The sequence below is a fragment of the Comamonas faecalis genome (assembly GCF_039538025.1).
GTDB classification, from domain to species: domain Bacteria; phylum Pseudomonadota; class Gammaproteobacteria; order Burkholderiales; family Burkholderiaceae_C; genus Comamonas_C; species Comamonas_C faecalis.
Genome location: NZ_BAABBP010000044.1, coordinates 1 through 23,287, shown reverse-complemented (window position 1 = coordinate 23,287; position 23,287 = coordinate 1). Strand labels below are relative to the sequence as shown.

Genomic DNA, 23,287 nt, shown 5'->3' with positions numbered 1-23,287 from the left:
AAGGGGCAAAACGCCCCGATCGGCGGGCAAAAAAATAGTTGCCCCTGCCGAAGTCAACTCAAATTGCATCATCTGAAAAATAGCCCAGACGTAGCACGCCTGGAGGTGAGTTATTCAGAGCATCCTTGACGATGCATAACCTATTGTATGCATTCATTGGCGTGCTGCTCGGAAACATCATTGGCGTGCTGCCCGGGATTGGCCCGCTGGCGGCCATTTCCATGCTGCTGCCCGTCACCTATGGGCTCGACCCCACCGGCGCGCTGGTCATGCTGGCCGGCCTGTACTACGGCACCAGCTTTGGCGGCGCCACCACGTCCATTCTGCTCAACCTGCCGGGCACCGCATCGCACGCCATCGTCTGTGTCGACGGCCACCCGCTGGCCCAGCAGGGCAAGGGCGGGCAGGCCATCTTCATGGCCATGTTCGCGTCGTTTCTCGGCGTGGCCTTCGGCATTTTGCTGATGATGTTCTTCAGCCCGCTGCTGGTGGACATGGCCTTTTTGTTCGGCCCGGCCGAATACTTCTCGCTGATGCTGATGGGGCTGCTGGCCGCCGCGTCGCTGACCAGCGGCTCGCCGCTCAAGGGCATTGCGTCCATTTTCATCGGCCTGCTGCTGGGCGCGGTGGGCACCGACGTGAACTCGGGCGTGGCGCGCTTCTCGTTCGACACGCCGGAGCTGACCGACGGCCTGCCCCTGGTCGCGCTGGCCATGGGCTTCTTCGGCATCAAGGACGTGCTGGAGAACGCCGGCCTGATGGGCTCGGGCACCATGGTCTCCAAGGACAAGATCAACAGCCAGTCGATTCGCCCGGGCAAGGGCGTGATCAAGGAGTCGGCCGGCGCCATCACGCGCGGCTCCATCATCGGCTCGCTGCTGGGCATACTGCCCGGCGCGGGCGGCACCATGGCGTCGTTCATGTCGTACGCAGTCGAGAAAAAGGCCGCGCGCAACCCTGAGCGCTTCGGCCGCGGCGCCATGCAGGGCGTCTCCGGCCCCGAGTCCGCCAACAGCTCGGCGGCCATTACCGCCTTCATCCCGACGCTCACGCTGGGCATTCCAGGCGACGCCGTCATGGCGCTGATGCTGGGCGCGCTGATGATCCACAACATCGTCCCCGGCCCGCAAATGATTGCCGAGCACCCCGCCATGTTCTGGGGCCTGCTGGCCAGCTTCTTGATCGGCAACGTGATGCTGATGTTTCTCAACATCCCGCTGATCGGCGTGTGGGTCAAGCTGCTGTCCGTGCCCTACCGCCTGATCTACCCCGCGGTCATGTTCCTGATCGCCATTGGCGTGTACAGCGGCAACAACAACCTGTTCGACGTGGCCGTGGTGATTGCGCTGGGCGTGGCCGGCTACTTCTTCGCGGTGCTCGGTTTTGCACCAGCGCCACTGTTGCTGGGCTTCGTGCTGGGGCCGATGGTGGAGGAGAACTTCCGCCGCGCGCTGCTGCTCTCGCGCGGCGACATGGGCGTCTTCTTCACCCGCCCGCTCAGCGGCAGCTTCATGGCGATCACGATTGCCATGCTGCTCTACGTCGCCATCAAGCAGTTGCGCCGCGAGCTGCCGGCGACCGCGCCGCAGACGCTGGCCACGCAGGACGAGTGAACGGCAACGCCGGCGCAGCAGCAATCCCGATCTATCCGGCCAGCGGCCTGAACACGCGCAGCCACTTGGGCGCGGGCAGGCCCCAGCGCTGCTTGATCGCGTCGGCGCGCGCTGCCAGCACGTCACGCCCGGGCCGCGCGGGCGTGCGCTGCGCCAGCACGATGGTGTTGCCCTCGCGCGTGGGCTTGAAGGCCCACAGCGCGTCCTCGCCAAAGGCATCGGCCATCTGCTGCACGCTGCGCTCGTAGCTGGCGCGCCGGCCAAACAGGTTGACGGTCATGCAGCCGTCCTCGGCCAGCAGCGCTCGGCAGTCGGCGTAGAAGTCGGCGCTGTCGAGCACCGGCGCAGCCGCCTCGTGGTCGTACAGGTCGACGGCCAGCGCGTCGACCGCGCCCTGCCACTCGGGTTTGCGTATCTCCTCGCCCGCATCGGCCAGGATGACGCGCTGCTGCGGCCCGTCGGGCGGCAGCTTGAACCAGGCGCGGCAGACGGCCTCGACCTGCGGGTTCAGCTCGACCACGGTGCAGCACATGCGCAGCTTCTTGCGGCAGAACTTGGTGATGGCGCCCGCGCCCAGGCCCAGCTGCATCGCATGGCGCTCGGCCACGGTGTCGGGGTCGACGAACAGCAGCCAGGCCATCATGCGCTGCACGTATTCCAGCTCGATGTCAAAGGGCGCGGCAATGCGCATCGAGCCCTGGATCCAGGGCGTTCCCAGGTGCAAGTGGCGCACCTCGCCATCGTCGCTGACGCTGACCTCGGGCAAGTCGACCAGGTTTTGTTTCTTGCGTTTCACAACAATCCAAAGCGGCCCAGGGCATCGGCCCAGGCCTGGGTTTTGCGCGCCAGGCTCCACGATGCGTTGGCCGGGCTGGTCGAGGGCAGGCGCAGCGACGCGATGGTGCTGCCCGTGCCGCCCGGAGCATCCAACCCCAGCGCGGCGCGCACCCGCCGGGCGTGCGAAAAGCTCTCGCCACCATTGTGGACGATGGCCACCAGCCGCGGCAGCTGCGCGCGCAGGGCGGCAAAGTCGTTGAGCCGGGCGTTGCGGATCGCGCTATCGAGGCTGCCCTCGCGCTCGCAGGCGGCGTACACGTCCCAGATACCCAGGCCGCGCGCCAGCACCCAGGCGCAGCGCCCGGCGTAATCCGCGCTGGCGGGCATCGGGTGCTGCGGCCACAGCGCCTGCAGGATGACCCAGAACTGGTTGCGCTGGTGGCCGTAGTACTGCTGCGCCACCAGCGACGCCACGCCCGGAAAGCTGCCCAGCACCAGCACGCGGGTGGTGGGCGCAACCACTGGCGCCAGCCCTTGCAGCAACTGCTGCGGCTGGATCTGCAACGGGTTCGTCTGCGGCGCGCTCACGCCACCTCCTGCAGCAGCGGCGCCAGCCGCGGCAGCGCCTGGCAGGCGTTGGCCGTGGTGGCGCGGGCCAGCGCGGCGGCGGGCAGGCCGCGCAGCTGGGCCAGCACCTGGGCGATGCGCGGCAGCTCGGCCGGGCTGTTGCGCCCCTGGGCGCTGCCCGCGGCGCGCTCGGCAGCGCTGCGGTACAGCCACTGCGGCGCAATGTCGGGCGCGTCGGTCTCCAGCACCAGCGCATCCAGCGGCAACTCGGCCGCCAAACGGCGCAGCTGCAGCGCGCGCTCGAAGGTCATCGCGCCGCCAAAGCCCAGCTTGAACCCCAGGTCGATGAAGGCGCGCGCCTGCTGCACGCTGCCGTTGAAGGCGTGGGCAATGCCGCCGGGCACCGGTATCTCGCGCAGGCCCTTGAGCACGCGATCCACGCTTTTGCGCACATGCAGCAGCACCGGCAGGCCGTGGCGCCGCGCCAGGCGCAGCTGCGCGCGGTAGATGTCTTCCTGGCGCGCCATGTCCAGCCCGGGCACAAAGCCGTCCAGCCCGATCTCGCCCACCGCCACCAGGCGTGCGTCGCCCTGCTGCGCCTGCAGCGCATGTTCCAGCGCCTGCAGGTCACCGGCCGCGGCATCGGGCGTGCACAGCGGGTGGATGCCCAGCGCGTAGCTGTCGCCCTGCCTGTGCGCCAGGTCACGCACCGCCTGCCAGTTGGCAGCGTGCACCGCCGGAATCACGCAATGCAGCACGCCGGCGGCGCTCGCCGCGGCGCGCATGGCAGCGCGGTCGGCGTCGAACTCGGCGGCGTCCAGGTGGCAGTGGGTGTCTATCCAGCCGGGCATGGCAGCCAGTCACACGCGCCCGAGCACCGGGATCAGCGCGCCGTGGATGGCGCGCGCCGCGTCGGACGCAAGAAAGCCGATCACGTCGGCCAGCGCGTCCAGCGCCACCCAGCGGCTGGCGTCGGCATCCGGCATGGCGGCGCGGTTGGCCGGCGTGTCCAGCGTCGAGGGCAGCACGCAGTTGACGTTGATGCCGGCATCGCGCAGCTCGGCCGACATGGCCTCGGTCAGGCGCATCAGCGCGCTCTTGGACGCGCCATAGGCGCCCATCTGCGCCGCCCCCTTGAGCGCCCCGGCCGCGCCGACGGTGACGATGCGCCCGCTGCCGCGCGCCTGCATCTGCGGCACGACGGCGGCCGCCAAATGCAGCAGGCTGCGCGCGTTCAGGTCCATCAGGAAGTCCCAGGTCTGCGCGTTCGTCGCGTGCACCGCCTCGCCCATGCGAAAGCCGCCGGCCAGGTGGCACAGCACGTCGATGCGGCCAACTTGCGCAAGCACCTGGGCCACCTGCTCGCGGTCGAGCAGGTCGGCCTGCACCAGCACGGCGTTCGCCAGATCGGGGTAATGCTGGCGCAGGCGGTCGGTGGAGCGGTCGAGCAGCACCAGGCGCGCGCCGCGCGCGGCAAAGTGGCGCACGACGGCTGCGGCCAGCTGGCCCGCGGCGCCGGTGATGCAGACGACGGGAGATGATTCGGACATGGGAACTCCTTGCGCGATGCCGGCCATGATAGGACGCGCACTATTGCACCAGCCGTCCGCCCTCCAGGCGCAGCATGCGGTCGCAGCGCGCGGCCAGCTGCGTGTCGTGCGTGACGAGCACGAAGGCCGTGCCCTGCTCGCGCGCCAGCTCCAGCATCAGCGCAAACACCGCGTCGGCCGTCGCGCGGTCCAGGTTGCCGGTAGGCTCGTCGGCCAGCACGCAGGCGGGCCGCGCGACCAGCGCGCGCGCAATCGCCACGCGCTGGCGCTCGCCGCCCGACAGCTGGGCCGGGCGGTGCTGGGCGCGGTGCAGCAGGCCGACGGCCGTGAGCACGGCCCGCGCCGCGTCGTGGCATGCGGCCAGCGGCTCGCGGCGGATGCGCAGCGGCATGGCCACGTTCTCCAGCGCGGTGAACTCGGGCAGCAGGTGGTGGAACTGGTAGATGAAGCCCAGGTGCTGGTTGCGCAGCTGGCCCTGGCGCGCCGCCGGCAGCTGGTGCAGCGCCTGGCCCAGCAGCTGCACACTGCCGCTGCTGGGCGCATCCAGCGCGCCCAGCAGGTGCAGCAATGTGCTCTTGCCCGAGCCCGACGCGCCGACGATGGCCAGCGTCTGGCCGCGGCGCACCTGCAGGTCGACGCCCGAGAGCACCGACACGTCGATGTCGCCCTCGACGAAGCGCTTGCCCAGGCCGCTTGCCTGCAAAACCACATCACTCATAACGCAAGGCCTCGGCGGGGTTGACGCGGCTGGCGCGCCAGCTCGGATACAGCGTGGCGACGAAGGCCAGCACCAGCGAGATCAGCGCGATCGGGATGATGTCGCTGCCCTGCGGGTCGCTGGGCATGCGGCTGATCAGGTAGATGTCCTGCGGCAGGAAATGCGTGTGCAGCAGCTGCTCGATGGCCGGCACGATGACGTCAATGTTGAAGGCAATCGCCAGCCCCAGCAGCACGCCCGCCAGCGTGCCCGCCACGCCCACCATCGCACCCTGCACGACGAACACCGCCATGATGCTGGCGGGGCTGGCGCCCAGCGTGCGCAGGATGGCGATGTCGGCACGCTTGTCCTGCACCGTCATCACCAGCGTGGAGACCAGGTTGAACGCCGCCACCGCGACGATCAGCGTCAGGATGATGAACATCATGCGTTTTTCCAGCTGCACCGCGGCGTACCAGGTTCTGTTCTGCTGCGTCCAGTCGCGGATCAACAGGTCGCCGCTGAGGCTGGCCGCCAGCTCACGCGCCACCTGGGGCGCGGCATTCAGGTCCGAGAGCTTCAAGCGTATGCCCGTGGGCCCGGCCAGGCGGAAGATGCGCTCGGCGTCCTGGTGGTGCAGCAGCGCCAGCGTCGAGTCGTATTCATAGTGGCCCGAGTGGAAGAAGCCGGCCACCGTCATCTGCTTGAAGCGCGGCACCACGCCGGCGGGCGTGACCTGGCCGCTGGGCGCCATCAGCGTGACCGCGTCGCCCACGTCCACGCCCAGCTGGCGCGCCAGCTCCACGCCCAGCACCACGTTGAAGCTGCCCGGCTGCAACTGCCCGAGCACGCCCGGCTGCACGGCCGACAGGTCGGTGACCTCGCCCTCCAGCGCCGGGTCGATGCCGCGCACCAGCGCGCCGCGCATGGTCTCGCCACGCGCCAGCAGCGCTTGCGCCGACACAAAGGGCGCCGCGCCGACGACGGCCGGGTTCTCGCGCGCCTGGCGCAGCGTCAGCGCCGGGTCGGGCAGCGCGGCGCCGCCGGGCGCAAAAATCTCGATGTGCGAGACCACGCTGAGCATGCGGTCGCGCACCTCCTTCTGAAAACCGTTCATCACCGACAGCACGATGATCAGCGCCGCCACCCCCAGCGCAATGCCCAGCATGGACACGCCCGAGATGAAGGAAATAAAGCCGTTGCGCCGCGTGCCGCGCCCCGCCCGGGTATAGCGCCAGCCCAGGGCCAGCTCATAAGGAATCTGCATGCGCGTGGTGTTGCACCTTGAAAAACCGCCCAGAGCGCACGCGCCCGGCGGTGAATTGCCGTTCTTTATCGCTTGACCGCAATGCCCGCCCTGGAACAGGGCCGCCAAGCAAACGCGCGATTGTGGCATCCCGGACAATACCGCCATGCCCCCACCCTCCCATTTGCTGATTGCCTACGCGGCCACCGCCGCGCCCAGCTGCCAGCACACCCTGCAACGCCTTGAACTGCCCCATCTGAACCAGCTGCTCGCGCGCCTGGGCCCGGCGGAAGTCGACCCGGGCGACGAGCTGGACTACACGCCGCCGCACGAACGCGCGCTGGCCCGCGCGCTGCACCTGCCCGCCGACTTTCCGCCCTGGGCCGCGTGGGAAAGCCACACAGCGGGCGCCGCCTGCGCCTGGATGACGCCTTGCCACTGGCAGGCCGGCGCCGACCAGATCCACATGCACCCGCCGCAGACGCTGGCGCTGACCGAGGCCGAATCGCGCGCGCTGCTGGCGCTGCTGGCGCCCTGGTTTGCCGACGAGGGCATCACCCTCGCCTACCACGCGCCGCTGCGCTGGCTGGCCACGGGCGAGCCGCTGGACGGCCTGCACACCGCGTCGCTGGACCGGGTCGAGGGGCGCGACATCAGCCACTGGCGCGCCCACGGCCCGCAGGAGCGGTTGCTGCAGCGCCTGCACAGTGAAGTGCAGATGCTGCTGTACACCCACGCCTTCAACGATGCACGCGAGGCCGCCGGCCAGCTGCCGGTCAACGCCTTCTGGCTGCACGGCGCGGGCCGGCTGGCGCAGCCGGTCGCCGCGCCCGAACCCGCCCCCGTGCTGGCGCTGGAACTGCGCGCCGCCGCACTGGGTGGCGACTGGCCCGCCTGGGCCGACGCCTGGCGCCAGCTGGACGCCGGCGCCGTGGCCGCGCTGCTCGCGCAGGTGCGCGCCGGCCAACCGGTGCGACTGACGCTGTGCGGCGAGCGCTCGGCGCGCAGCTTCGACAACCACGGCCGCGGCCTGCTGGCAGCGCTGCGCAGGCAGCTGCAGCCGCAGCGCTTTGCCAATCTGCAGGCCACGCTATGAAGATCACCATCCGCGACTGCCCCCCGCGCGCCGCCTGGACGCTGGAGCAGGCCGGCGTGCACCCGCTGCTGGCGCGCCTGTACGCCGCGCGCGGCGTGCGCGAGCCCGGCGAGCTGGACGACGCGCTGGCGCGCCTGGCGCCGCCGGCCACGCTCAAGGGCGCGCAGGCCGCCGCCGAGCTGCTGGCCGACGCCATCGCCCGCCAGCAGCGCATCTGCATCGTCGCCGACTACGACTGCGACGGCGCCACCGCCTGCGCCGTCGCGCTGCGCGGCCTGCGCATGCTGGGCGCGCGCGAGCTCGACTACCTGGTGCCCAACCGCGTGCTCGACGGCTACGGCCTGACGCCGGCCATCGCCGAGCGCGCCCGTGAGCGCGGCGCGCAGCTGCTGGTCACGGTGGACAACGGCATCGCCAGCGTCGACGGCGTGCGCGCGGCGCAGCAGCTGGGCCTGCGCGTGCTCATCACCGACCACCACCTGCCCGGCGAGCAACTGCCGCCGGCCGACGCCATCGTCAACCCCAACCAGCCCGGCTGCAGCTTCGAGAGCAAGGCCATGGCGGGCGTCGGCGTCATGTTCTACGTGCTGCTGCAGCTGCGCGCCGAACTGCGCGCGCGCGGCCTGTTCGACAAGGCCAGCCAGCCGCGCCTTGAGCCGCTGCTGCCGCTCGTCGCCCTGGGCACCGTGGCCGACGTGGTGCGCCTGGACGCGCACAACCGCCGCCTGGTCGCGCAGGGCCTCAAGCGCGTGCGCGCCAGCCAGATGCCCGCCGGCATGGCCGCGCTGCTGCAGGTGGCCGGGCGCCAGGCGGCGCAGGTGGGCACCTTCGACTTCGGCTTTGCACTGGGCCCGCGGCTGAACGCCGCCGGGCGCCTGGCCGACATGACGCTGGGCATCGAATGCCTGCTGACCGACGACCCGGCCCACGCGCTGGCGCTGGCGCGCGAGCTCGACACCATCAACCGCGAACGGCGCGACATCGAGGGCGGCATGCGCGAGCAGGCGCTGCTGCTGGCCGAGGGGCTGTTCGACGAGGGCGAGGAGCCGCCGCCGGCGATCAGCGTGTCCGACCCCGATTTTCACGAAGGCGTGGTCGGCATCGTCGCATCGCGGCTCAAGGACCGCTGGCATCGCCCCACCTTCGTCTTTGCCGCCAGCAGCGCGCCGGGCCACGGGCACGAGCTCAAGGGCTCGGGCCGCTCGATCCCCGGCTTTCACCTGCGCGACGCGCTCGACCTGGTCGCCAAGCGCCACCCCGGCGTGCTGCTGCGCTTTGGCGGTCACGCCATGGCGGCCGGCTGCACGATTGCCGCCGAGCATTTCGAGGTCTTTCGCCGGGCGCTCGACCAGGTCGCCCAGGAATGGCTGGACGCGGCGACGCTGACACGCCGCCTGGAGACCGACGGGCCGCTGGAGCCGCAGTACCTGCGCACCGACCTGGTCGACATGCTCTGCCGCGAGGTCTGGGGCCAGGGCTTTGCACCACCCACCTTCAGCGACCGCGTGCAGGTGCAAAGCCAGCGCCTGGTCGGCGAGGCCAAGAACCACCTGCAACTCAAGCTGCTCTATCTGAACCAGCCCATCGACGCCATCTGGTTTGGCCGCACCGAGCCCGTGCCCAGCGAAGCGCTGATGGCGTTTCGCCTGGACGTCAACGAATGGCGAGGCGAGCGGCGCGTGCAACTGCTGGTGGAGGGCGTCCAGTCAGAGGCGGCATAAGCGCCTGCGCCGCGGCCATATGGCCCCATGACGAAACAGGGAAAGAAACGGCAAGAAGCAACCATTCGTCGAGCGCACAAATTACAACAATTTGTGTAACTTACTGCCAAACGTTGCGATACTGACGACTCCCATCACTTTCCCATTTTTTCTCATGACTACTCGCACCTGGCGCCTTGCTGCGCTCGTCGTCGCAGTGGCCGCCGGCACGGCGGGCTGCGTCACCACCGAACAATCGCGCGCGCTCGACACGGCCAAACCCACCGCATCCACGCGCGCCTACCAGGGCGTGCGCAGTCCCATCTCGATTGGCAAGTTCGACAACCGCTCGAACTTCCAGCGCGGCATCTTCACCGACGGTGTGGACAGGCTCGGCGGTCAGGCGCGCACCATCTTGATCACGCACTTGCAGCAAAGCGGGCGCTTCAACGTGCTCGACCGCGAAAACCTGAGCGAAACCAAGCAGGAAGCGGCCTTGCTCAACCAGGCGCAGACACTCAAGGGCGCGCAGTTCGTCGTCACCGGCAACGTCAGCGAATTTGGCCGCAAGGAAGTGGGCGACCGCCAGCTGTTCGGCATTCTGGGCCGCGGCAAGGAGCAGGTCGCCTACGCCAAGGTCAGCATCAACGTGGTGCGCGTGCAGACCGGCGAGGTGGTTTATTCCGCCCAGGGCGCGGGCGAGTACAGCCTGTCCAACCGCGAGATCGTCGGCTTTGGCAGTCGTGCGGGCTATGACTCCACGCTCAATGGCAAGGTGCTCGACCTGGCCATTCGCGAGACCGTCGACCGGCTGGTCGATGGCATCGAGTCGGGCGCCTGGGTCCCCGCGCAATGAGCGGGGCCGCCCCCATCGCCCGCCTGTTGGCGGCAACGGGCATTGCCCTGCTGGCCACCGGCTGCGCGGCGCCCAAGCCCCAGGCGCTGTACGGCTGGGAGAGCTACCAGCCGCAGGTCTATGAATACCTCAAGACCAGCGGAGAAGCCGATCCGCAAGCCCAGATCGCCGAGCTCGAGCAATCGGGCGAGCGCATCCAGGCGGGCGGCGCGGCCCTGCCGCCGGGCTACCGCGCGCACCTGGGCATGCTCTACGCCAAGGCGGGGCAGACCGACAAAAGCGCCGAGCAACTGACGGCCGAGAAAACGCAGTTTCCCGAATCGACCACCTTCATGGACTTTTTGCTGCAGACACTCTCTGGAAAGGCCAGGCAATGACCCAAGCCACACGAAAACACCTGGCTGCAATCGCCTGCGCCGCTGCCGTGGCCGCACTCGCCGGGTGCGCCACACCACACGCCTACGACTACACGGCACTGCGCCAGGCCCGGCCGGCGTCCATCCTCGTCCTGCCGCCGCTCAACCACACGCCCGAGGTTGGCGCCACCGCCGGCGTGCTCTCCCACGTCACGACGCCCTTGGCCGAATCGGGCTACTACGTGCTGCCAGTGGCGGTGGTCGACGAAGCCTTCCGGCAAAACGGCATTGTCACGGCCGACGACGCGCAAGCCGCGCCGCCCGAAAAACTGCGTGAAATCTTTGGCGCCGACGCCGCCCTGTACCTCGACGTGCGCGAATACGGCACGGTCTACAAGGTGCTGAGCAGCGAAACCAAGGTCACCGTCGAAGGCCGGCTGATGGACTTGCGTACCGGCGAGCAGCTGTGGTCTGGCGAGGCCTCCGCCTCCAGCGACGAAGGCCGAAGCAATAGCGGCGGACTGATCGGAATGCTGGTCTCTGCCGTGGTCAACCAGGTAGCCGATTCGCTCTCGGATCGCAGCGCCCAGATGGCCGTCATTGCCGACCACCGCCTGCTGGCGTCGGGACGCCCCGGCGGCCTGCTCTACGGCCCGCGATCACCGAAATATGGGACGGATTGAGCGTTGAGCGTTGAGCGTTGAGCGTTGAGCGTTGAGCGTTGAGCGTTGAGCGTTGAGCGCGGATATTCCCGCAAAACGCTCAACGCAAAACACTCAACCTCGCTTAAAAACTCTCCCAATCGTCGTCCGCTCCAGCCGCTGCGGCTGTAGCGGGCGCCGCCTTGGGCGCGGCGATGCGTGGCGCCGCAGGCGCTGCCTTCACAGCGGGCTTGGCAGCAGCCGGCTTGTATGCGGGCGCGCTCACCGCTTTGGGCGTTGCGGCCGTGTGTGCCTGTGCCGCCTGGGGCAGCTGCTGCACAGCCCGGCTGCTTGCCGCACCACCCACATTGAACACCGACACCACCTGCGCCAGGCGCTGCGCCTGCTCGCGCATCGACGCCGCCGCCGCACTCGCCTCCTCCACCAGCGCCGCGTTCTGCTGCGTCATCTGGTCCAGATTGGCCACCGCCTGGTTCACCTGCCCGATGCCGTCACGCTGCTCGGTGCTGCTGGCCGTGATCTCTCCAATCAGGTCGCTCACCCGGCGCACGCTGGTGACGATCTCGCTCATGCTCTGGCCCGCCTGCTCGACCTGGTTGCTGCCCGCCTCCACGTTGTCCACGCTGGTGGTGATCAGGCTCTTGATCTCCTTGGCCGCCTCGGCAGAGCGCTGCGCCAGACTGCGCACCTCGCCCGCCACGACCGCAAAGCCCCGGCCCTGCTCACCGGCGCGGGCGGCCTCCACGGCAGCGTTGAGCGCCAGGATGTTGGTCTGGAATGCAATGCCGTCGATCACGCCAATGATGTCGCTGATCTTGCGGCTCGAATCGGTGATCTGCTGCATGCTGGTGACGACCTGGCCGACGACCTGGCCGCCCTTCTCTGCCGCCTGCGCCGCATTGGCCGCCAGCTGGTTGGCCTGGCGCGCAGTGTCCGCGCTTTGCGTCACGGTGGCAGTCAGCTCTTCCATGCTTGCCGCCGTCTCTTCCAGGTTGGCCGCGGTCTGCTCGGTGCGCGCCGACAGGTCGTGGTTGCCGGTGGCAATCTCGCTGGCCGCAGCAGTCACCGACTCCACGCCCGAGCGCACTTCGCCGACCACCTGGCGCAGCTTGCCGCCCATGGCCGACAGCGAGCGCAGCAGGCGCCCCAGCTCGTCGCCGCGCTCGTCGTGCACGTCCTGCGTCAGGTCGCCGGCGGCAATCGCGTCGGCCAGGCCGACTGCGCGCGCCAGCGGCTGCGTGATCGAGCGCACCAGCAGCCACGACAGCCACAGCACTGCGGCGAGCACGAAAACCGTCACGCCGGCGCCAACCCACTGCGCCTGGCGCAGCGTCTGCTCGCCTTCCAGCTTGGCCGCGTCGCGCCGCTCATGCTGCAGGCTGACGAAGTTGAGCTGCTCGGCGCTGTAGGCGGCAACCGCCGGCACCAGTTGCTCCCTCATGATGCGTCCAGCTTCGTTGTAATTGAAATTGGCGCGCTGCTCTTGTATCTGGGCAGTGATCTTGAGCACCCGGGCGCGCTCCGCGCCCGCCTTCTCCAGCTGCGCCTTTGACTCGGGCGTAACGGTCAGCGTCTCAAGGCGTTTTTGAACCTCCGAGATCGCCTCGATGTCTTTCTTGACCTTGGCCTGCAACGAGGCCGATAGTTCCTCGTCGCGCGAACTGACCGAGTTAACCAGGCGGTCGACCGCCAGGTCGGTCATGCCCTTCCATTGCGTGGCCAGCTGCGCACGCTCCTCGTTGAACTGGACGATGCGCGCCGTCTCCTGCGCCACCTGCTGCACGTGGCGCTGCAGCCCAAACACCAGCACCACCATGGCCAGCGCCAATCCCAGAACAATGGACCAGAGCTTGGCGCCAACGGAAATCTGCTTCATACGAATACCTCGAACCTGAAAAATCCATTCATCACGAACCAAACGGCGACTCGCAACCAAAGTTACAGTTAGTTAACAATTGACTGTATCCGCACTGCAATTCCCTTAAAACCAATCGCATTCAGGGTTTTCCCTGGAATCCATTCGGATTATTCACAGCGGCATTCGTAAAAAAGAAGGCCTTCTCTCTTGCAAAAAAGTCACCGACTCCACGCCCGAGCGCACTTCGCTGACCACCTGGCGCAGCTTGCCGCCCATGGCCGACAGCGAGCGCAGCAGGCGCCCCAGCTCATCGCCGCGCTCGTCGTGCACGTCCTGCGTCAGGTCGCCGGCGGCAATCGCGTCGGCAAGGCCGACTGCGCGCGCCAGCGGCTGCGTGATCGAGCGCACCAGCAGCCACGACAGCCACAGCACAAAGGCGACAAATACCGCAAAGCCACCACGCCCAAGCCACAAGGCGGTCTGGTAGCGTTGTTCCACCTCCTGCTGCATCGCGTCGCGCAGCTGGTTTTGCAACGTCACGAAACTGGCCAGCTCATCCAGGTAATTCTTGATGGCCGGCCGCAGCTTGCTGTCCACCAGCGCGCTGGCAGCCAGTTCGTCGCCTTGGACACGCAGGGTTTCGGCTTCCTTGATCACATTGAGCGCCTGCGTGCGGGTCACGCCGATTTTTTCGAGCAGTTCCTTGCCCTCGGACGACGACACCATGGACGTCACCTGCTGTTGCAAGGCATTGATGCTCTTCGTGCTGCCCTCCGAGTCGCGCTCCACGCGCTTGGCCAGGGTGTCGTCAAACGTGCTGATCTGGATCACGGCCCGCTCGGCGTCCAGCGCCACCATGCCGTGCCACTGCGTCGCCAGCTGGGCGCGCTCCTGCGTCAATTGCGACGCCTGAGTGGCCTCGTCATTGAGGGACTGCAGCTGCGTCAGCAGCAGCTCCATGGCCAGCACCATGCCAACCACCAGGAGCAGCACCAGCCCCCATAGTTTGCGACCCACAGACCAGTGGTTGATGCGCATACAACGCCTTTCTCCAGAAAACAAGTTCACCACCCGCACGGCATGGGCTCACGCACGCAAGCCGCCAGGTTTCTGCACCAATCTGAGGTGTATTTTTTTGATCCAGCCCTTGGCACGTGCTCTTTTTCGGAGCGCCGCCACATTTCTTGAACGTTTTGACTCCGCCCACCGGCCTTTCGAGCCAGCGCAGAAGAATTTTAAACAAATTGTATCTATTGTTATTATTAAAGCCTTGTTTGTTACGGCAAATTGGTGATGGCGGCAGAACGGCCCATGCATTCCCAGTCGGCAGCACCGGCGGCCCCCACGCGGGCCCCGGCCGGTGCCATCCGCGCAGCGACGCACGCCGCAGCGGCCACCCTCCTACAATTGCCGGGTGACTTCCTTCCTGAACGCTGACCTGCACTGCCACTCCACCGTCTCCGACGGCACGCTCGAGCCCGAGACCGTCGCCGCCCGCGCCGCCGGCAACGGTGTGCAGCTGTGGGCGCTGACCGACCATGACGAAGTGGGTGGCCAGCACCGCGCCATGGCCACTGCGACGCGCCTGGGCATGGACTACCTGACCGGGGTCGAGATTTCGGTCACCTTCGCCAACGAGACGGTGCACATCGTCGGTCTTGGGTTCGATCCGGACGACGCCCGGCTGATCGCGGGCCTTGCCGCCACGCGCGGCGGGCGCGGCGAGCGCGCGCAGGAGATGGCCGCCCAGCTGGCCGCCGCCGGCATCAAGGGCGCCTACGAGGGAGCGCTGCGCTACGTGGGCAACCCGGAACTGATCTCACGCACGCATTTCGCGCGCTATCTGGTCGAGATCGGCGCCTGCCGCGACACCTCCGAGGTATTTCGCCGCTACCTCACCGAGGGCAAACCCGGCTTCGTCGCCCACCGCTGGGCCAGGCTTGGCGATGCGCTGCGCTGGATCCAGGACGCCGGCGGCGTCGCGGTGATCGCCCACCCGGGGCGCTACCGTTTCACCGCCAACGAGGAATACGCGCTGTTCTCCGAGTTCAAGCAGCACGGCGGCATGGGCGTCGAGGTGGTGACCGGCAGCCACACCAGCGCCGAATACACGACCTACGCCAAGATGGCGCAAGAGTTCGGCCTGGCGGCCTCGCGCGGCAGCGACTTTCACAGCCCCGAGGAGTCGCACACCGACCTGGGGGCGCTGCCGCCGCTGCCCGGCGGGCTGACCCCCATCTGGGAACTGCTGCAAGAGCGCGTCCACCGCGCCGGCGTGACGCACTGAACAAAATCCAGCAGACACACCATGGCCCAGTACTTCGAAGTCCACCCTGAAAACCCACAGCCGCGCCTGCTCAAGCAGGCGGCAGCGCTGCTCGCCGGCGGCGGCGTGCTGGCCGTGCCCACCGACTCCAGCTACGCGCTGGTCTGCCGCCTGGACGACAAGGGCGCGGTCGACCGCATCCGCCGCCTGCGCCAGATCGACGACAAGCACCACCTGACGCTGATCTGCAGCGACCTGTCGGAGCTGTCGAGCTACGCCCACGTCGACAATCGCCAGTACCGCCTGCTCAAGCTGGCCACGCCCGGGCCCTACACCTTCATCCTGGACGCGACCAAGGAAGTGCCCCGGCGCGTGAGCCACCCGCAGCGCAAGACCATCGGCCTGCGCGTGCCCACGCGCAAAAGCCTGCTGATGCTGCTGCAGCTGCACGGCGCGCCGCTGCTGGCCACCACCTTGATTGCGCCGGGCGAGGAAGACGCGCTGAACGACCCGCAGGACATCCGCGAGCAGTTTGAAAGGCAGATCGACGCCATCGTCGACGACGGCGCCTGCCCGCGCGAGTCGACCACGGTGCTCGACCTCACGCCCATGGCCACCGGAGGCGATCCCGTCGTGCTGCGCCAGGGCAGCGGCCCGCTGACCGCGCTGGGCCTGTAGCAGCCGGCCTTTGCCGCCGGCCGCGCCGGCCGTCTGCGACAATCGCCCGCGTGCAAGATACCCACATCATCCAATCCCTGCTCATCTACGCCCTGCCCGTGCTGTTCTCCATCACGGTGCACGAGGCGGCCCACGGCTACGCCGCACGCCACTTCGGCGACCCGACGGCGGCCATGCTCGGGCGCATCACGCTCAACCCGCTCAAGCACATCGACCCCATCGGCACCATCGCCATGCCGCTGCTGCTGTACTTCGCCACCTCCGGAGCCTTCGTCTTCGGCTACGCCAAGCCGGTGCCGGTGCAGTTCGGGCGGCTGCGCAACCCCAAGCGCGACATGGTCTGGGTGGCGCTGGCGGGGCCGGCGTCCAACTTCGCGCAGGCCATCCTCTGGGCGCTGGTGATGGTCGTGCTCGCCGCGCTGGGCACGCAGGAGCGCTTTTTCATCGACATGGCGCGCGCCGGCGTGCTGGTCAACCTGGTCATGTGGGCCTTCAACCTGTTTCCGCTGCCGCCGCTGGACGGCGGGCGCATCCTCGTCGGGCTGCTGCCCTTCAAGCACGCGCAGTGGGTGGCGCGCCTGGAGCCCTGGGGCTTTTTCATCGTGATGGCGCTGGTCATCGCGGGCATCGTCGGCACGCTGTGGCTGCGCCCGCTGATGGCGCTGGGCTACATGGTGATCAACCTGCTGCTCTCGCCCCTGGTCGCGCTGCTGGGCTGAAAGCCCAGGGCGCGCGGGCCGCGGCCTGCGCGCGCTCGCGCACCAACCGGCCACCCCCCTATTTCATTGCATCCGTTTCCGCCATGACCGCCAACGCCCCGTCCCAAGCCCAGCCCGCCAAAACCCGCTTTCTCACCGGCATCACGCCGTCGGGCACGCCCCACCTGGGCAACTACGCCGGCATGATGCGCCCGGCGATCGCGGCCACGCACGCGCAGCACGTCGAGAATTTCTACTTCCTGGCCGACTACCACGCGCTGATCAAGTGCCATGAGCCCGAGCGCGTGCACCGCAGCACGCTGGAGATCGCCGCCAGCTGGCTGGCCTGCGGGCTCGACCCCGAGCGCGTGACCTTTTACCGCCAGTCCGACATCCCCGAGATCCCTGAGCTGACCTGGTTTCTCACCTGTGTGACCGGAAAGGGCCTGCTCAACCGCGCCCACGCCTACAAGGCCGCGCAGGACAAGAACCAGGAGGACGGGCGCGACGCGGACGACGGCGTGAGCGCCGGCCTGTTCATGTACCCGGTGCTGATGGCCGCCGACATCCTGGCCTTCAACGCGCACAAGGTGCCGGTGGGGCGCGACCAGATCCAGCACATCGAGATGGCGCGCGACATCGCCGCCAGCTTCAACCACCTGTATGGCGCGCACTTCACGCTGCCCGAGGCTGCGATCGAGGACGGCGTGGCGACGCTGGCCGGCCTCGATGGCCGCAAGATGAGCAAGAGCTACGACAACACCATCCCGCTGTTCGCGCCGCGCGCGCAGCTGCAAAAGCTGATCAACACGCTGGTGACCGACTCACGCGCACCGGGCGAACCCAAGCAGGTCGAGGGCTCGGCGCTGTTCCAGCTCTACCAGGCTTTCGCCACGCCCGAAGAGACCGCCGCAATGCGCAGCGCCTACGAGGGTGGCATTGCCTGGGGCGAGGCCAAGCAGATGCTGTTTGCCTGCATCGACCGCGAGATCGCGCCGATGCGCGCGCGCTATGAAGAGCTGATGGCCCATCCCGCGCAGGTCGAGGCCGTGCTGCAGGCCGGCGCCGCGCGCGCCCGCGCGCTGTCGCGCCCGCTGCTCGAGCGCCTGCGCGCCGCCGTCGGACTGCGCGCGCTCGACGCCCGCAGCCAGGCGCCGGCCCAGGCCGCGGCCAAGGCGGCCACGCAACAGCTGCCCAGCTTCAAGCAGTACCGCGAGAAAGATGGCCGGTTCTACTTCAAGCTCGTGGCCCACGACGGCCAGGTGCTGCTGCAAAGCAACGGCTTCGACGCCCCGCGCGAGGCCGGCCAGGCGATTGCCCTGCTGCAAAAAGAGCCTGGCGCGCTGCAGCAGCTGGCCCAGCAGCTGCAGACCCGCGACCCGGCCCTGCTGGCCCAGGCCGCTGCTGCTCTGCAACAATGGGCCACTGTACAGGGCGCTGCCTGATTCCATTTTTATATCGATCGAGTACGCGAAGATGAAGCGCAGACAGTGCCGTAGCACGACAAGCGAAGCCGACAAAGTAATCGGTTGATATAGAAATGGAATGAGAAGCGCCCGCACGCTCCGCAGCCCCTCCCGACAGAAAGGACGAACATGCGCATTGCCGCCGTGGACGACGACACGCTCCAGCTCGAACTGCTGGAGCGCACGCTCGCACAGATGGGCCACGCCTGCCGCACCTACGAGACCGGAGGTGCGCTGCTCAAGGCGCTGCGCCGCGAGAGCTTCGACCTCCTGATCGTCGACTGGGAGCTGCCCGACACCAGCGGCCCGCAGATCGTCGCGCAGGTGCGCGAGCAGCTGGGCGCGCAATTGCCCATCCTGTTCGTCACCCACCGCCAGACCGAGCAGGACATCGTCCAGGGCCTGGCCTGCGGCGCCGACGACTACCTGAGCAAGCCGGTGCGCATCGCCGAGCTCAAGGCGCGCATCACCGCGCTCCTGCGCCGCGCCTGGCCCGAGCAGCATGCCCAGAACGACGCACCGCTGGAGTTCGGCCGCTACCGGTTCGACCCGGCCACGCGCAGCGTGCAGGTGGACGGCCAGAGCGTCGAGCTGAAGAACCGCGAGTACGACCTGGCACTGTTCATGTTCCAGAACGCCGGGCGCCTGCTCTCGCGCGACCACCTGCGCGACGCCATCTGGGGCCACAGCGCCGAGGTCATCTCGCGCACGCTGGACACCCATGTCTCGCGCCTGCGCGCGGCGCTGGACCTGCAACCCGTGCATGGCTACGCCATCACCGCCGTCTACGGCGTCGGCTACCGGCTCGAAGCCGTCGCGCCGCCAGACGCCCCCGCCGCCTGACCGTCCGATGAAAGCCCGTTGCATGCAAACCGCCCCGATCCGCCCCGCCGCCGCCCTGGCGCTGGCCCTGTGCGCCGCGCTGGCCGCGCCGGCGCGGGCGCAGCAAGACGTGATCGAGCACCGGGTCGTGCCCGGCGACACGCTTGAGGCGCTGTCGGTGCACTACCTGGCCACGCCCCGCTTGTGGCCGCGGCTGCAGGCCATCAACCACGTGGCCGACCCGCGCCTGCTCATGCCCGGCACCGTGCTGCGCATTCCCGCCTCGCTGCTGCCCGCGGCGCAGGCCAGCGCCGTCTTCGTCTCGGGCCAGGCGCAGGTGCTGCTGCCCGGCGCCGGCCAGGCCCGGCCGCTGCAGCCGGGCGACGACCTGCCCGAAGGCACCCGCCTGCAGGTGGCCGACGACGGCTTCGTCAGCGTGCGCCTGGTCGACGGCACCATCATCCGCGTCAAGGCCGACGCCGACCTGCAACTGCAGCAACTGCGCCGCCAGGGTCGCGCAGGCAGCGCGCGCTCGGTGCTGCAGCTGGGCCGCGGCAGTGTCGAATCGACCGTCGCACCCAGCGAGGGCGGCGCCCGCCACTTCGAGATCCGCACCCCGGCCGCCTCCACCAGCGTGCGTGGCACACGCTTTGGCGTTGCGCTGACCGGCGCCGGCCAGACCCTGGCCACGGTCACCGAGGGCGAGGTGGCCGTGCAGGCCGCCGCCCCGGCGCCCACGCTGCTGCCCGCGGGCCAGGGCATGCAGGTGCAGGCCGACGGCCGCTCCGGCGCACCGCGGCCGCTGCTGGCCGCGCCCGACCTGAGCGCGCTGCCCGCCACCGTGGGCGACGCCGACTTCGTGCGCCTGCCGCTGCCCGCGCAGGCCGGCGCCGTCGCCTGGCAGGTGGAGCTGGCGCGCGACGCCGACTTCACCCAGATCGTGCGCAGCGCCACGGTACAAGGGCCGCAGGCGCTGCTGGCGAGCGTGGACGACGGCAGCTACCACCTGGCCGTGCGCGCCGTCGACGCCGAACAGCTGCCCGGCCTGCCCGCGCAGCGCCGCCTCACCGTCAAGGCCCACCCGCTGCCGCCGCTGTACCAGAGCCCGGCGCCGCAGGCGGTGCTCGAACGCGGCACTGGCCAGCTGGTGTGCACCCCCGTGGTCGGCAGCGTGCGCTACCGCATCCAGGTCGCCGCCGGCGCCGACTTTGCCGCGCCGCTGCTCGACCAGGTCAGCGACGGCGATTGCCAGGCCGGCGTGTCCGCACTGGCGCCGGGGCGCTACCAATGGCGCGCGGCCAGCATCCGCAGCGCGCAGGGCCAGGACGACCAAGGCCCGTTTGCCCCGCCCCAGGCCTTCACGCTGGCCGAGCGCCCGGCCGCGCCCGACCTGCAGGCGCTGGCGCTGGATCACCAGGACGCGCAGACGCAGCTGCACTGGAGCGGCCAGAGCGGCCAGCACTACCGCCTGCAGCTGGCGGCGGCAGCCGACTTTGCCGCCATCCTGGCCGACGACACGCTGGCCGAGCCGCGCTGGACCGCGCCGCAGCTGCCGCTGGGCCGCTACTACGTGCGCCTGCAGGTGAGCGACGACGCCTCGGGCCTGGTCAGCGACTTCTCCACGCCGCGCCAGCTGCGCCTGGGCACCGGCCTGCAAACCGGCGACGGCCAGCCGGTGAACGCCTCCGACGGCAGCCCGTGGGCGCGCTGAGCCCAGGCCCGGCGACAGCGCACGGCGCCCAGGCCATCGTCCATGGCACACCAGCGCCACGGGCCAGCCACGCATGAAGCCCACCACCGGCAGTACACCGGCGCCGCGCAAATCGGCGCGCTGGCGCGAATGGCTGCTGCTGGCGCTGGCGCTGCTGGCCGGCGTCGCCTGGCTGACCGCGCACGACGGCCTGCACCGCATTGACCTGCTGGTGCAGGACGCGGCGCTGCGCACGCGCACCATCGCGCCCAGCCAGGACATCGTCATCCTCGCCATCGACGACCGCAGCATCGAGGCCATCGGCCGCTGGCCCTGGCGCCGCGCGCTGCACGCCCAATTGGTAAACCAGGTCAGCGCCCAGGAGCCGCGCGCGCTGGGGCTGGACATTCTGTTTGGCGAGCCCGACGACGACTACCCCGGCGACGACCTGCTGCTGGCGCGCGCGATCGAGCACGGCGCCCGCACCGTCCTACCCGTGGCGCGCCGCGGCCAGGCAGGCCTTGCCGCGGCCGACCTGCCGATCGCCCCGCTGCGCGAAGCCGCCAGCCAGCTCGGCCATGTGCAGGTGCAGGTCGACGCCGACGGCATCACGCGCAGCCTGTTTGCCGAGGAAGGCCCGGCAAGCGCCCCCTGGCCGCACTTCAGCGCCGCCATGCTGTGCGCGGCCAGCCGGGCCGCGCAAACGCCCTGCCGCGGCAACACGCTGGCTCCCGCGCAGGACGCCGGCCCCTGGGTGCAGCGGGACGAGCAGCGCATCCCGTTTGCCCACAGCTTTGGCGGCGCCGGCTTCACCACCTACGCCTACCTGGACGCGCTGACCGGGCAACTGCCCGCCGACGCGCTGCGTGGCAAATACGTGCTCGTCGGCGCCACGGCCACCGGACTGGGCGACATGTTCGCCACGCCAGTGGCCGGCAGCGACAAGCGCATCGCCGGCGTCGAGGTCATCGCCCACTCCCTCAACGCCCGGCTGGCCGGCCTGCAGCTGCACGATGCACCCGGGCGCTGGAACACGGCGATCAACCTGGGCGCCGTGGCACTGGCGCTGCTGGCCATGCTGCTGCTGGGGCCGCTGGCCGCGCTGCTGGGCTGCGCGGCTCTGGGCCTGGGCCTGCTGGCCGCGGCGCTGCTGGCGCCCGCTCTTGCCGGCTGGCAGCTGGCGCCCGCGCCCGCGCTGCTGGGCGTGGCCGCAGCCTACCCGCTGTGGAGCTGGCGGCGCCTGAGCTTTGCCGCGCACTTTCTGCGCCTGGAAATGCTCGCGCTCAAGCCCATGGACATCACCCCGCTGCCCGCGCCGCAGCAAACACCCGCCGCCGCGCCGCTGGCGCTGCTGCCGTTCGATCTGCTGGAGCGGCGCATCCACGCGGTCGAAGAAGCCACGCAGCAACTGCGCCGCCTGCACCACTTCATCAGCGACAGCCTGCTACACCTGCCCTCGCCCACGCTGGTGTGCAACGCCCAAGGCACCGTCGTGCTGGCCAACACCGCCGCGGCCCAGTGGTTTGGCCACGCCCAGCCCGCCGCGCTGCAGGGCAAGCCGGCCGCCGAGCTGCTGCAGACGCTGCACGCCAGCGACACCAGCGCCCCGCTGCTGCCCGCCGACGCCGGCCAGTGGGGCCGGCTGCCGGCGCAGCAAGAGGGCCTGGACGACGCCGGGCGCCACTTGCTGATGCTGTGCCAACCCTTTGCCACCGAAGGCCAGACCATCTGGCTGCTCACGCTGGTCGATCTCACCGCGATGCGCCAGGCGCAGACCCAGCGCGACCGGGCGCTGCACTTCATCTCGCACGACATCCGCGCGCCGATCGGCTCCATCGTGACGCTGCTGGAGATGCAGCGCGAATGGCCCGCCAGCATGACGACCGAGGAGTTGCTGCAGCGCATCGAGCAGCACGCCCAGGTGTCGCTGGCCATGGCGCACGACTTCGTGCAACTGGCCCACGCGCAGAACCTGGGCGCCGACACCATGGCACCGTTCGACCTGGCGGCCGCCGTGCAACAGGCCGTGGACGACGCCTGGGCCCAGGCACGCAGCCGCAAGGTGGCGCTGCACTGCGCCGAGCTGCCGCAAAGCGCCCTCATGCGCGGCAACCGCTCACTGGTGCTGCGCGCCATCACCAACGTGCTGGGCAACGCGATCAAGTTCAGCCCGGCCGGCAGCCAGGTCAGCTGCAGCCTCAATGAACAATGCGACCGCTGGGCCATCGCCATCAGCGACCAGGGCCCGGGCATTCCGGCGGATCAGCGCGACCGCCTGTTCCAGCCTTTTGCCCGCCTGCACCAGGCAAGCCTGCCCAAGGCCGGCGGCATCGGCCTGGGCCTGGCGCTGGCGCACACCGTCGTGCAGCGCCACGGCGGAACGATTGCCGTGGACAGCGACGGCCAATGCGGTACCACCTTCACGCTGCTGCTGCCGCGCCTAGAACAGCAACCTGGAAACATCGAAACATGAAAGCGTGTCTTCGCACCCATGGCGGCGTTGCAAATCCTAGCGATAGCTACGGCACGGCAAGCGAAGCCGACAAAGCAATCGGTTGATATCAGTAGTGTCCGGTTAAAAGTCAAACAGAATCAATTGCTTAGCGTCGTTGGCGGATTCAATCTGTAGATCATCGGGCTGCAAGGCGCATGAAATCTGGGTTTTCTCGAAAACCGAGACCGACAAAAT

General features: G+C 69.2%; 21 protein-coding genes. 13 read left to right on the top strand and 8 right to left on the bottom strand.

Annotation, left to right across the window (positions count from 1 at the left end; genetic code table 11):
- Window positions 1-131: 131 nt before the first annotated feature.
- Window positions 132-1,613 (top strand): tripartite tricarboxylate transporter permease, encoded by a 1,482-nt coding sequence (locus ABD767_RS16360; RefSeq protein WP_344869955.1) that lies wholly within the window; start codon window positions 132-134, stop codon window positions 1,611-1,613.
- Window positions 1,614-1,644: 31 nt separating this feature from the next.
- On the opposite strand, the gene ABD767_RS16355 is transcribed toward ABD767_RS16360, so the two are convergent.
- The 6 genes from ABD767_RS16355 to ABD767_RS16330 are packed head-to-tail and all read right to left on the bottom strand — an operon-like array spanning window position 1,645 to window position 6,471.
- Window positions 1,645-2,409, bottom strand: a complete 765-nt coding sequence (locus tag ABD767_RS16355; protein WP_103045560.1) for a class I SAM-dependent methyltransferase — start codon at window positions 2,407-2,409, stop codon at window positions 1,645-1,647.
- A complete protein-coding gene (locus ABD767_RS16350; RefSeq protein WP_344869953.1) occupies window positions 2,406-2,978 on the bottom strand; it encodes a DNA-deoxyinosine glycosylase in 573 nt (190 codons plus the stop codon). Before ABD767_RS16350 ends, ABD767_RS16355 begins: the two co-directional genes overlap by 4 nt.
- Window positions 2,975-3,808 (bottom strand): TatD family hydrolase, encoded by an 834-nt coding sequence (locus tag ABD767_RS16345; RefSeq protein ID WP_103045561.1) that lies wholly within the window; start codon window positions 3,806-3,808, stop codon window positions 2,975-2,977. Before ABD767_RS16345 ends, ABD767_RS16350 begins: the two co-directional genes overlap by 4 nt.
- Before the next feature lie 9 nt (window positions 3,809-3,817).
- A complete protein-coding gene (locus tag ABD767_RS16340) occupies window positions 3,818-4,507 on the bottom strand; it encodes an SDR family NAD(P)-dependent oxidoreductase (protein ID WP_103045562.1) in 690 nt (229 codons plus the stop codon).
- 40 nt (window positions 4,508-4,547) lie between these two features.
- The gene (gene lolD / locus ABD767_RS16335) at window positions 4,548-5,225 is read right to left on the bottom strand and encodes a lipoprotein-releasing ABC transporter ATP-binding protein LolD (RefSeq protein ID WP_103045563.1); all 678 of its coding nucleotides are present in this window, start codon (window positions 5,223-5,225) and stop codon (window positions 4,548-4,550) included.
- The gene (locus ABD767_RS16330; RefSeq protein ID WP_103045564.1) at window positions 5,218-6,471 is read right to left on the bottom strand and encodes a lipoprotein-releasing ABC transporter permease subunit; all 1,254 of its coding nucleotides are present in this window, start codon (window positions 6,469-6,471) and stop codon (window positions 5,218-5,220) included. Before ABD767_RS16330 ends, lolD begins: the two co-directional genes overlap by 8 nt.
- Window positions 6,472-6,616: 145 nt before the next feature.
- Here ABD767_RS16330 and ABD767_RS16325 point away from each other — a divergent pair, with 145 nt between their 5' ends.
- From ABD767_RS16325 to ABD767_RS16305, 5 genes are all read left to right on the top strand, one after another.
- Window positions 6,617-7,546 (top strand): phosphoglycerate mutase, encoded by a 930-nt coding sequence (locus tag ABD767_RS16325; protein ID WP_103045565.1) that lies wholly within the window; start codon window positions 6,617-6,619, stop codon window positions 7,544-7,546.
- Window positions 7,543-9,267, top strand: a complete 1,725-nt coding sequence (gene recJ, locus ABD767_RS16320) for a single-stranded-DNA-specific exonuclease RecJ (RefSeq protein ID WP_103045566.1) — start codon at window positions 7,543-7,545, stop codon at window positions 9,265-9,267. The genes ABD767_RS16325 and recJ overlap by 4 nt, the downstream gene beginning before the upstream one ends.
- Window positions 9,268-9,421: 154 nt before the next feature.
- A complete protein-coding gene (locus ABD767_RS16315) occupies window positions 9,422-10,102 on the top strand; it encodes a CsgG/HfaB family protein (protein WP_103045567.1) in 681 nt (226 codons plus the stop codon).
- Window positions 10,099-10,479 (top strand): DUF4810 domain-containing protein, encoded by a 381-nt coding sequence (locus ABD767_RS16310; RefSeq protein ID WP_103045568.1) that lies wholly within the window; start codon window positions 10,099-10,101, stop codon window positions 10,477-10,479. Before ABD767_RS16315 ends, ABD767_RS16310 begins: the two co-directional genes overlap by 4 nt.
- A complete protein-coding gene (locus ABD767_RS16305) occupies window positions 10,476-11,141 on the top strand; it encodes a GNA1162 family protein (protein WP_103045569.1) in 666 nt (221 codons plus the stop codon). The genes ABD767_RS16310 and ABD767_RS16305 overlap by 4 nt, the downstream gene beginning before the upstream one ends.
- A 103-nt stretch (window positions 11,142-11,244) precedes the next feature.
- Here the strand turns inward: ABD767_RS16305 and ABD767_RS16300 are convergent, their stop codons facing one another.
- Together ABD767_RS16300 and ABD767_RS16295 are read right to left on the bottom strand one after the other, a co-directional pair.
- Window positions 11,245-13,002: a methyl-accepting chemotaxis protein gene (locus ABD767_RS16300; RefSeq protein WP_425549936.1), complete on the bottom strand. Its 1,758-nt coding sequence runs from the start codon at window positions 13,000-13,002 to the stop codon at window positions 11,245-11,247.
- Between the two features lie 147 nt (window positions 13,003-13,149).
- Complete coding sequence (locus tag ABD767_RS16295) at window positions 13,150-14,016, bottom strand: MCP four helix bundle domain-containing protein (protein WP_344869951.1); 867 nt, start codon at window positions 14,014-14,016, stop codon at window positions 13,150-13,152.
- 376 nt (window positions 14,017-14,392) lie between these two features.
- Between ABD767_RS16295 and ABD767_RS16290 the strand changes: the two genes are divergently transcribed.
- The 7 genes from ABD767_RS16290 to ABD767_RS16260 all read left to right on the top strand — a co-directional run bounded on the left by ABD767_RS16290 (window position 14,393) and on the right by ABD767_RS16260 (window position 23,071).
- A complete protein-coding gene (locus tag ABD767_RS16290; protein WP_103046622.1) occupies window positions 14,393-15,265 on the top strand; it encodes a 3',5'-nucleoside bisphosphate phosphatase in 873 nt (290 codons plus the stop codon).
- Window positions 15,266-15,286: 21 nt separating this feature from the next.
- Window positions 15,287-15,922, top strand: a complete 636-nt coding sequence (locus ABD767_RS16285; protein ID WP_103046623.1) for an L-threonylcarbamoyladenylate synthase — start codon at window positions 15,287-15,289, stop codon at window positions 15,920-15,922.
- Window positions 15,923-15,972: 50 nt separating this feature from the next.
- Window positions 15,973-16,641: a site-2 protease family protein gene (locus ABD767_RS16280; RefSeq protein ID WP_103046624.1), complete on the top strand. Its 669-nt coding sequence runs from the start codon at window positions 15,973-15,975 to the stop codon at window positions 16,639-16,641.
- Window positions 16,642-16,724: 83 nt separating this feature from the next.
- Complete coding sequence (locus tag ABD767_RS16275) at window positions 16,725-18,065, top strand: tryptophan--tRNA ligase (protein WP_103046625.1); 1,341 nt, start codon at window positions 16,725-16,727, stop codon at window positions 18,063-18,065.
- Between the two features lie 150 nt (window positions 18,066-18,215).
- Window positions 18,216-18,929, top strand: coding sequence for a response regulator (locus tag ABD767_RS16270; protein WP_103046603.1), 714 nt, complete (start codon window positions 18,216-18,218; stop codon window positions 18,927-18,929).
- A 22-nt stretch (window positions 18,930-18,951) separates the two neighbouring features.
- A complete protein-coding gene (locus ABD767_RS16265; RefSeq protein ID WP_344869950.1) occupies window positions 18,952-20,619 on the top strand; it encodes a FecR family protein in 1,668 nt (555 codons plus the stop codon).
- Between the two features lie 73 nt (window positions 20,620-20,692).
- On the top strand, window positions 20,693-23,071 hold the full coding sequence (locus ABD767_RS16260) for a CHASE2 domain-containing protein (RefSeq protein WP_103046604.1): 2,379 nt from the start codon (window positions 20,693-20,695) through the stop codon (window positions 23,069-23,071).
- The last annotated feature ends 216 nt before the right edge of the window (window positions 23,072-23,287 follow it).

Bases quoted from the DNA above. Each gene is read 5' to 3' on its own strand.
- ABD767_RS16360 (WP_344869955.1), top strand. From the start codon at position 132: ATGCATAACCTATTGTATGCATTCATTGGCGTGCTGCTCGGAAACATC.
- ABD767_RS16345 (WP_103045561.1), bottom strand. From the start codon at position 3,808: ATGCCCGGCTGGATAGACACCCACTGCCACCTGGACGCCGCCGAGTTC.
- ABD767_RS16340 (WP_103045562.1), bottom strand. From the start codon at position 4,507: ATGTCCGAATCATCTCCCGTCGTCTGCATCACCGGCGCCGCGGGCCAG.
- lolD (WP_103045563.1), bottom strand. From the start codon at position 5,225: ATGAGTGATGTGGTTTTGCAGGCAAGCGGCCTGGGCAAGCGCTTCGTC.
- ABD767_RS16330 (WP_103045564.1), bottom strand. From the start codon at position 6,471: ATGCAGATTCCTTATGAGCTGGCCCTGGGCTGGCGCTATACCCGGGCG.
- ABD767_RS16325 (WP_103045565.1), top strand. From the start codon at position 6,617: ATGCCCCCACCCTCCCATTTGCTGATTGCCTACGCGGCCACCGCCGCG.
- recJ (WP_103045566.1), top strand. From the start codon at position 7,543: ATGAAGATCACCATCCGCGACTGCCCCCCGCGCGCCGCCTGGACGCTG.
- ABD767_RS16315 (WP_103045567.1), top strand. From the start codon at position 9,422: ATGACTACTCGCACCTGGCGCCTTGCTGCGCTCGTCGTCGCAGTGGCC.
- ABD767_RS16310 (WP_103045568.1), top strand. From the start codon at position 10,099: ATGAGCGGGGCCGCCCCCATCGCCCGCCTGTTGGCGGCAACGGGCATT.
- ABD767_RS16305 (WP_103045569.1), top strand. From the start codon at position 10,476: ATGACCCAAGCCACACGAAAACACCTGGCTGCAATCGCCTGCGCCGCT.
- ABD767_RS16295 (WP_344869951.1), bottom strand. From the start codon at position 14,016: ATGCGCATCAACCACTGGTCTGTGGGTCGCAAACTATGGGGGCTGGTG.
- ABD767_RS16285 (WP_103046623.1), top strand. From the start codon at position 15,287: ATGGCCCAGTACTTCGAAGTCCACCCTGAAAACCCACAGCCGCGCCTG.
- ABD767_RS16275 (WP_103046625.1), top strand. From the start codon at position 16,725: ATGACCGCCAACGCCCCGTCCCAAGCCCAGCCCGCCAAAACCCGCTTT.
- ABD767_RS16270 (WP_103046603.1), top strand. From the start codon at position 18,216: ATGCGCATTGCCGCCGTGGACGACGACACGCTCCAGCTCGAACTGCTG.
- ABD767_RS16265 (WP_344869950.1), top strand. From the start codon at position 18,952: ATGCAAACCGCCCCGATCCGCCCCGCCGCCGCCCTGGCGCTGGCCCTG.
- ABD767_RS16260 (WP_103046604.1), top strand. From the start codon at position 20,693: ATGAAGCCCACCACCGGCAGTACACCGGCGCCGCGCAAATCGGCGCGC.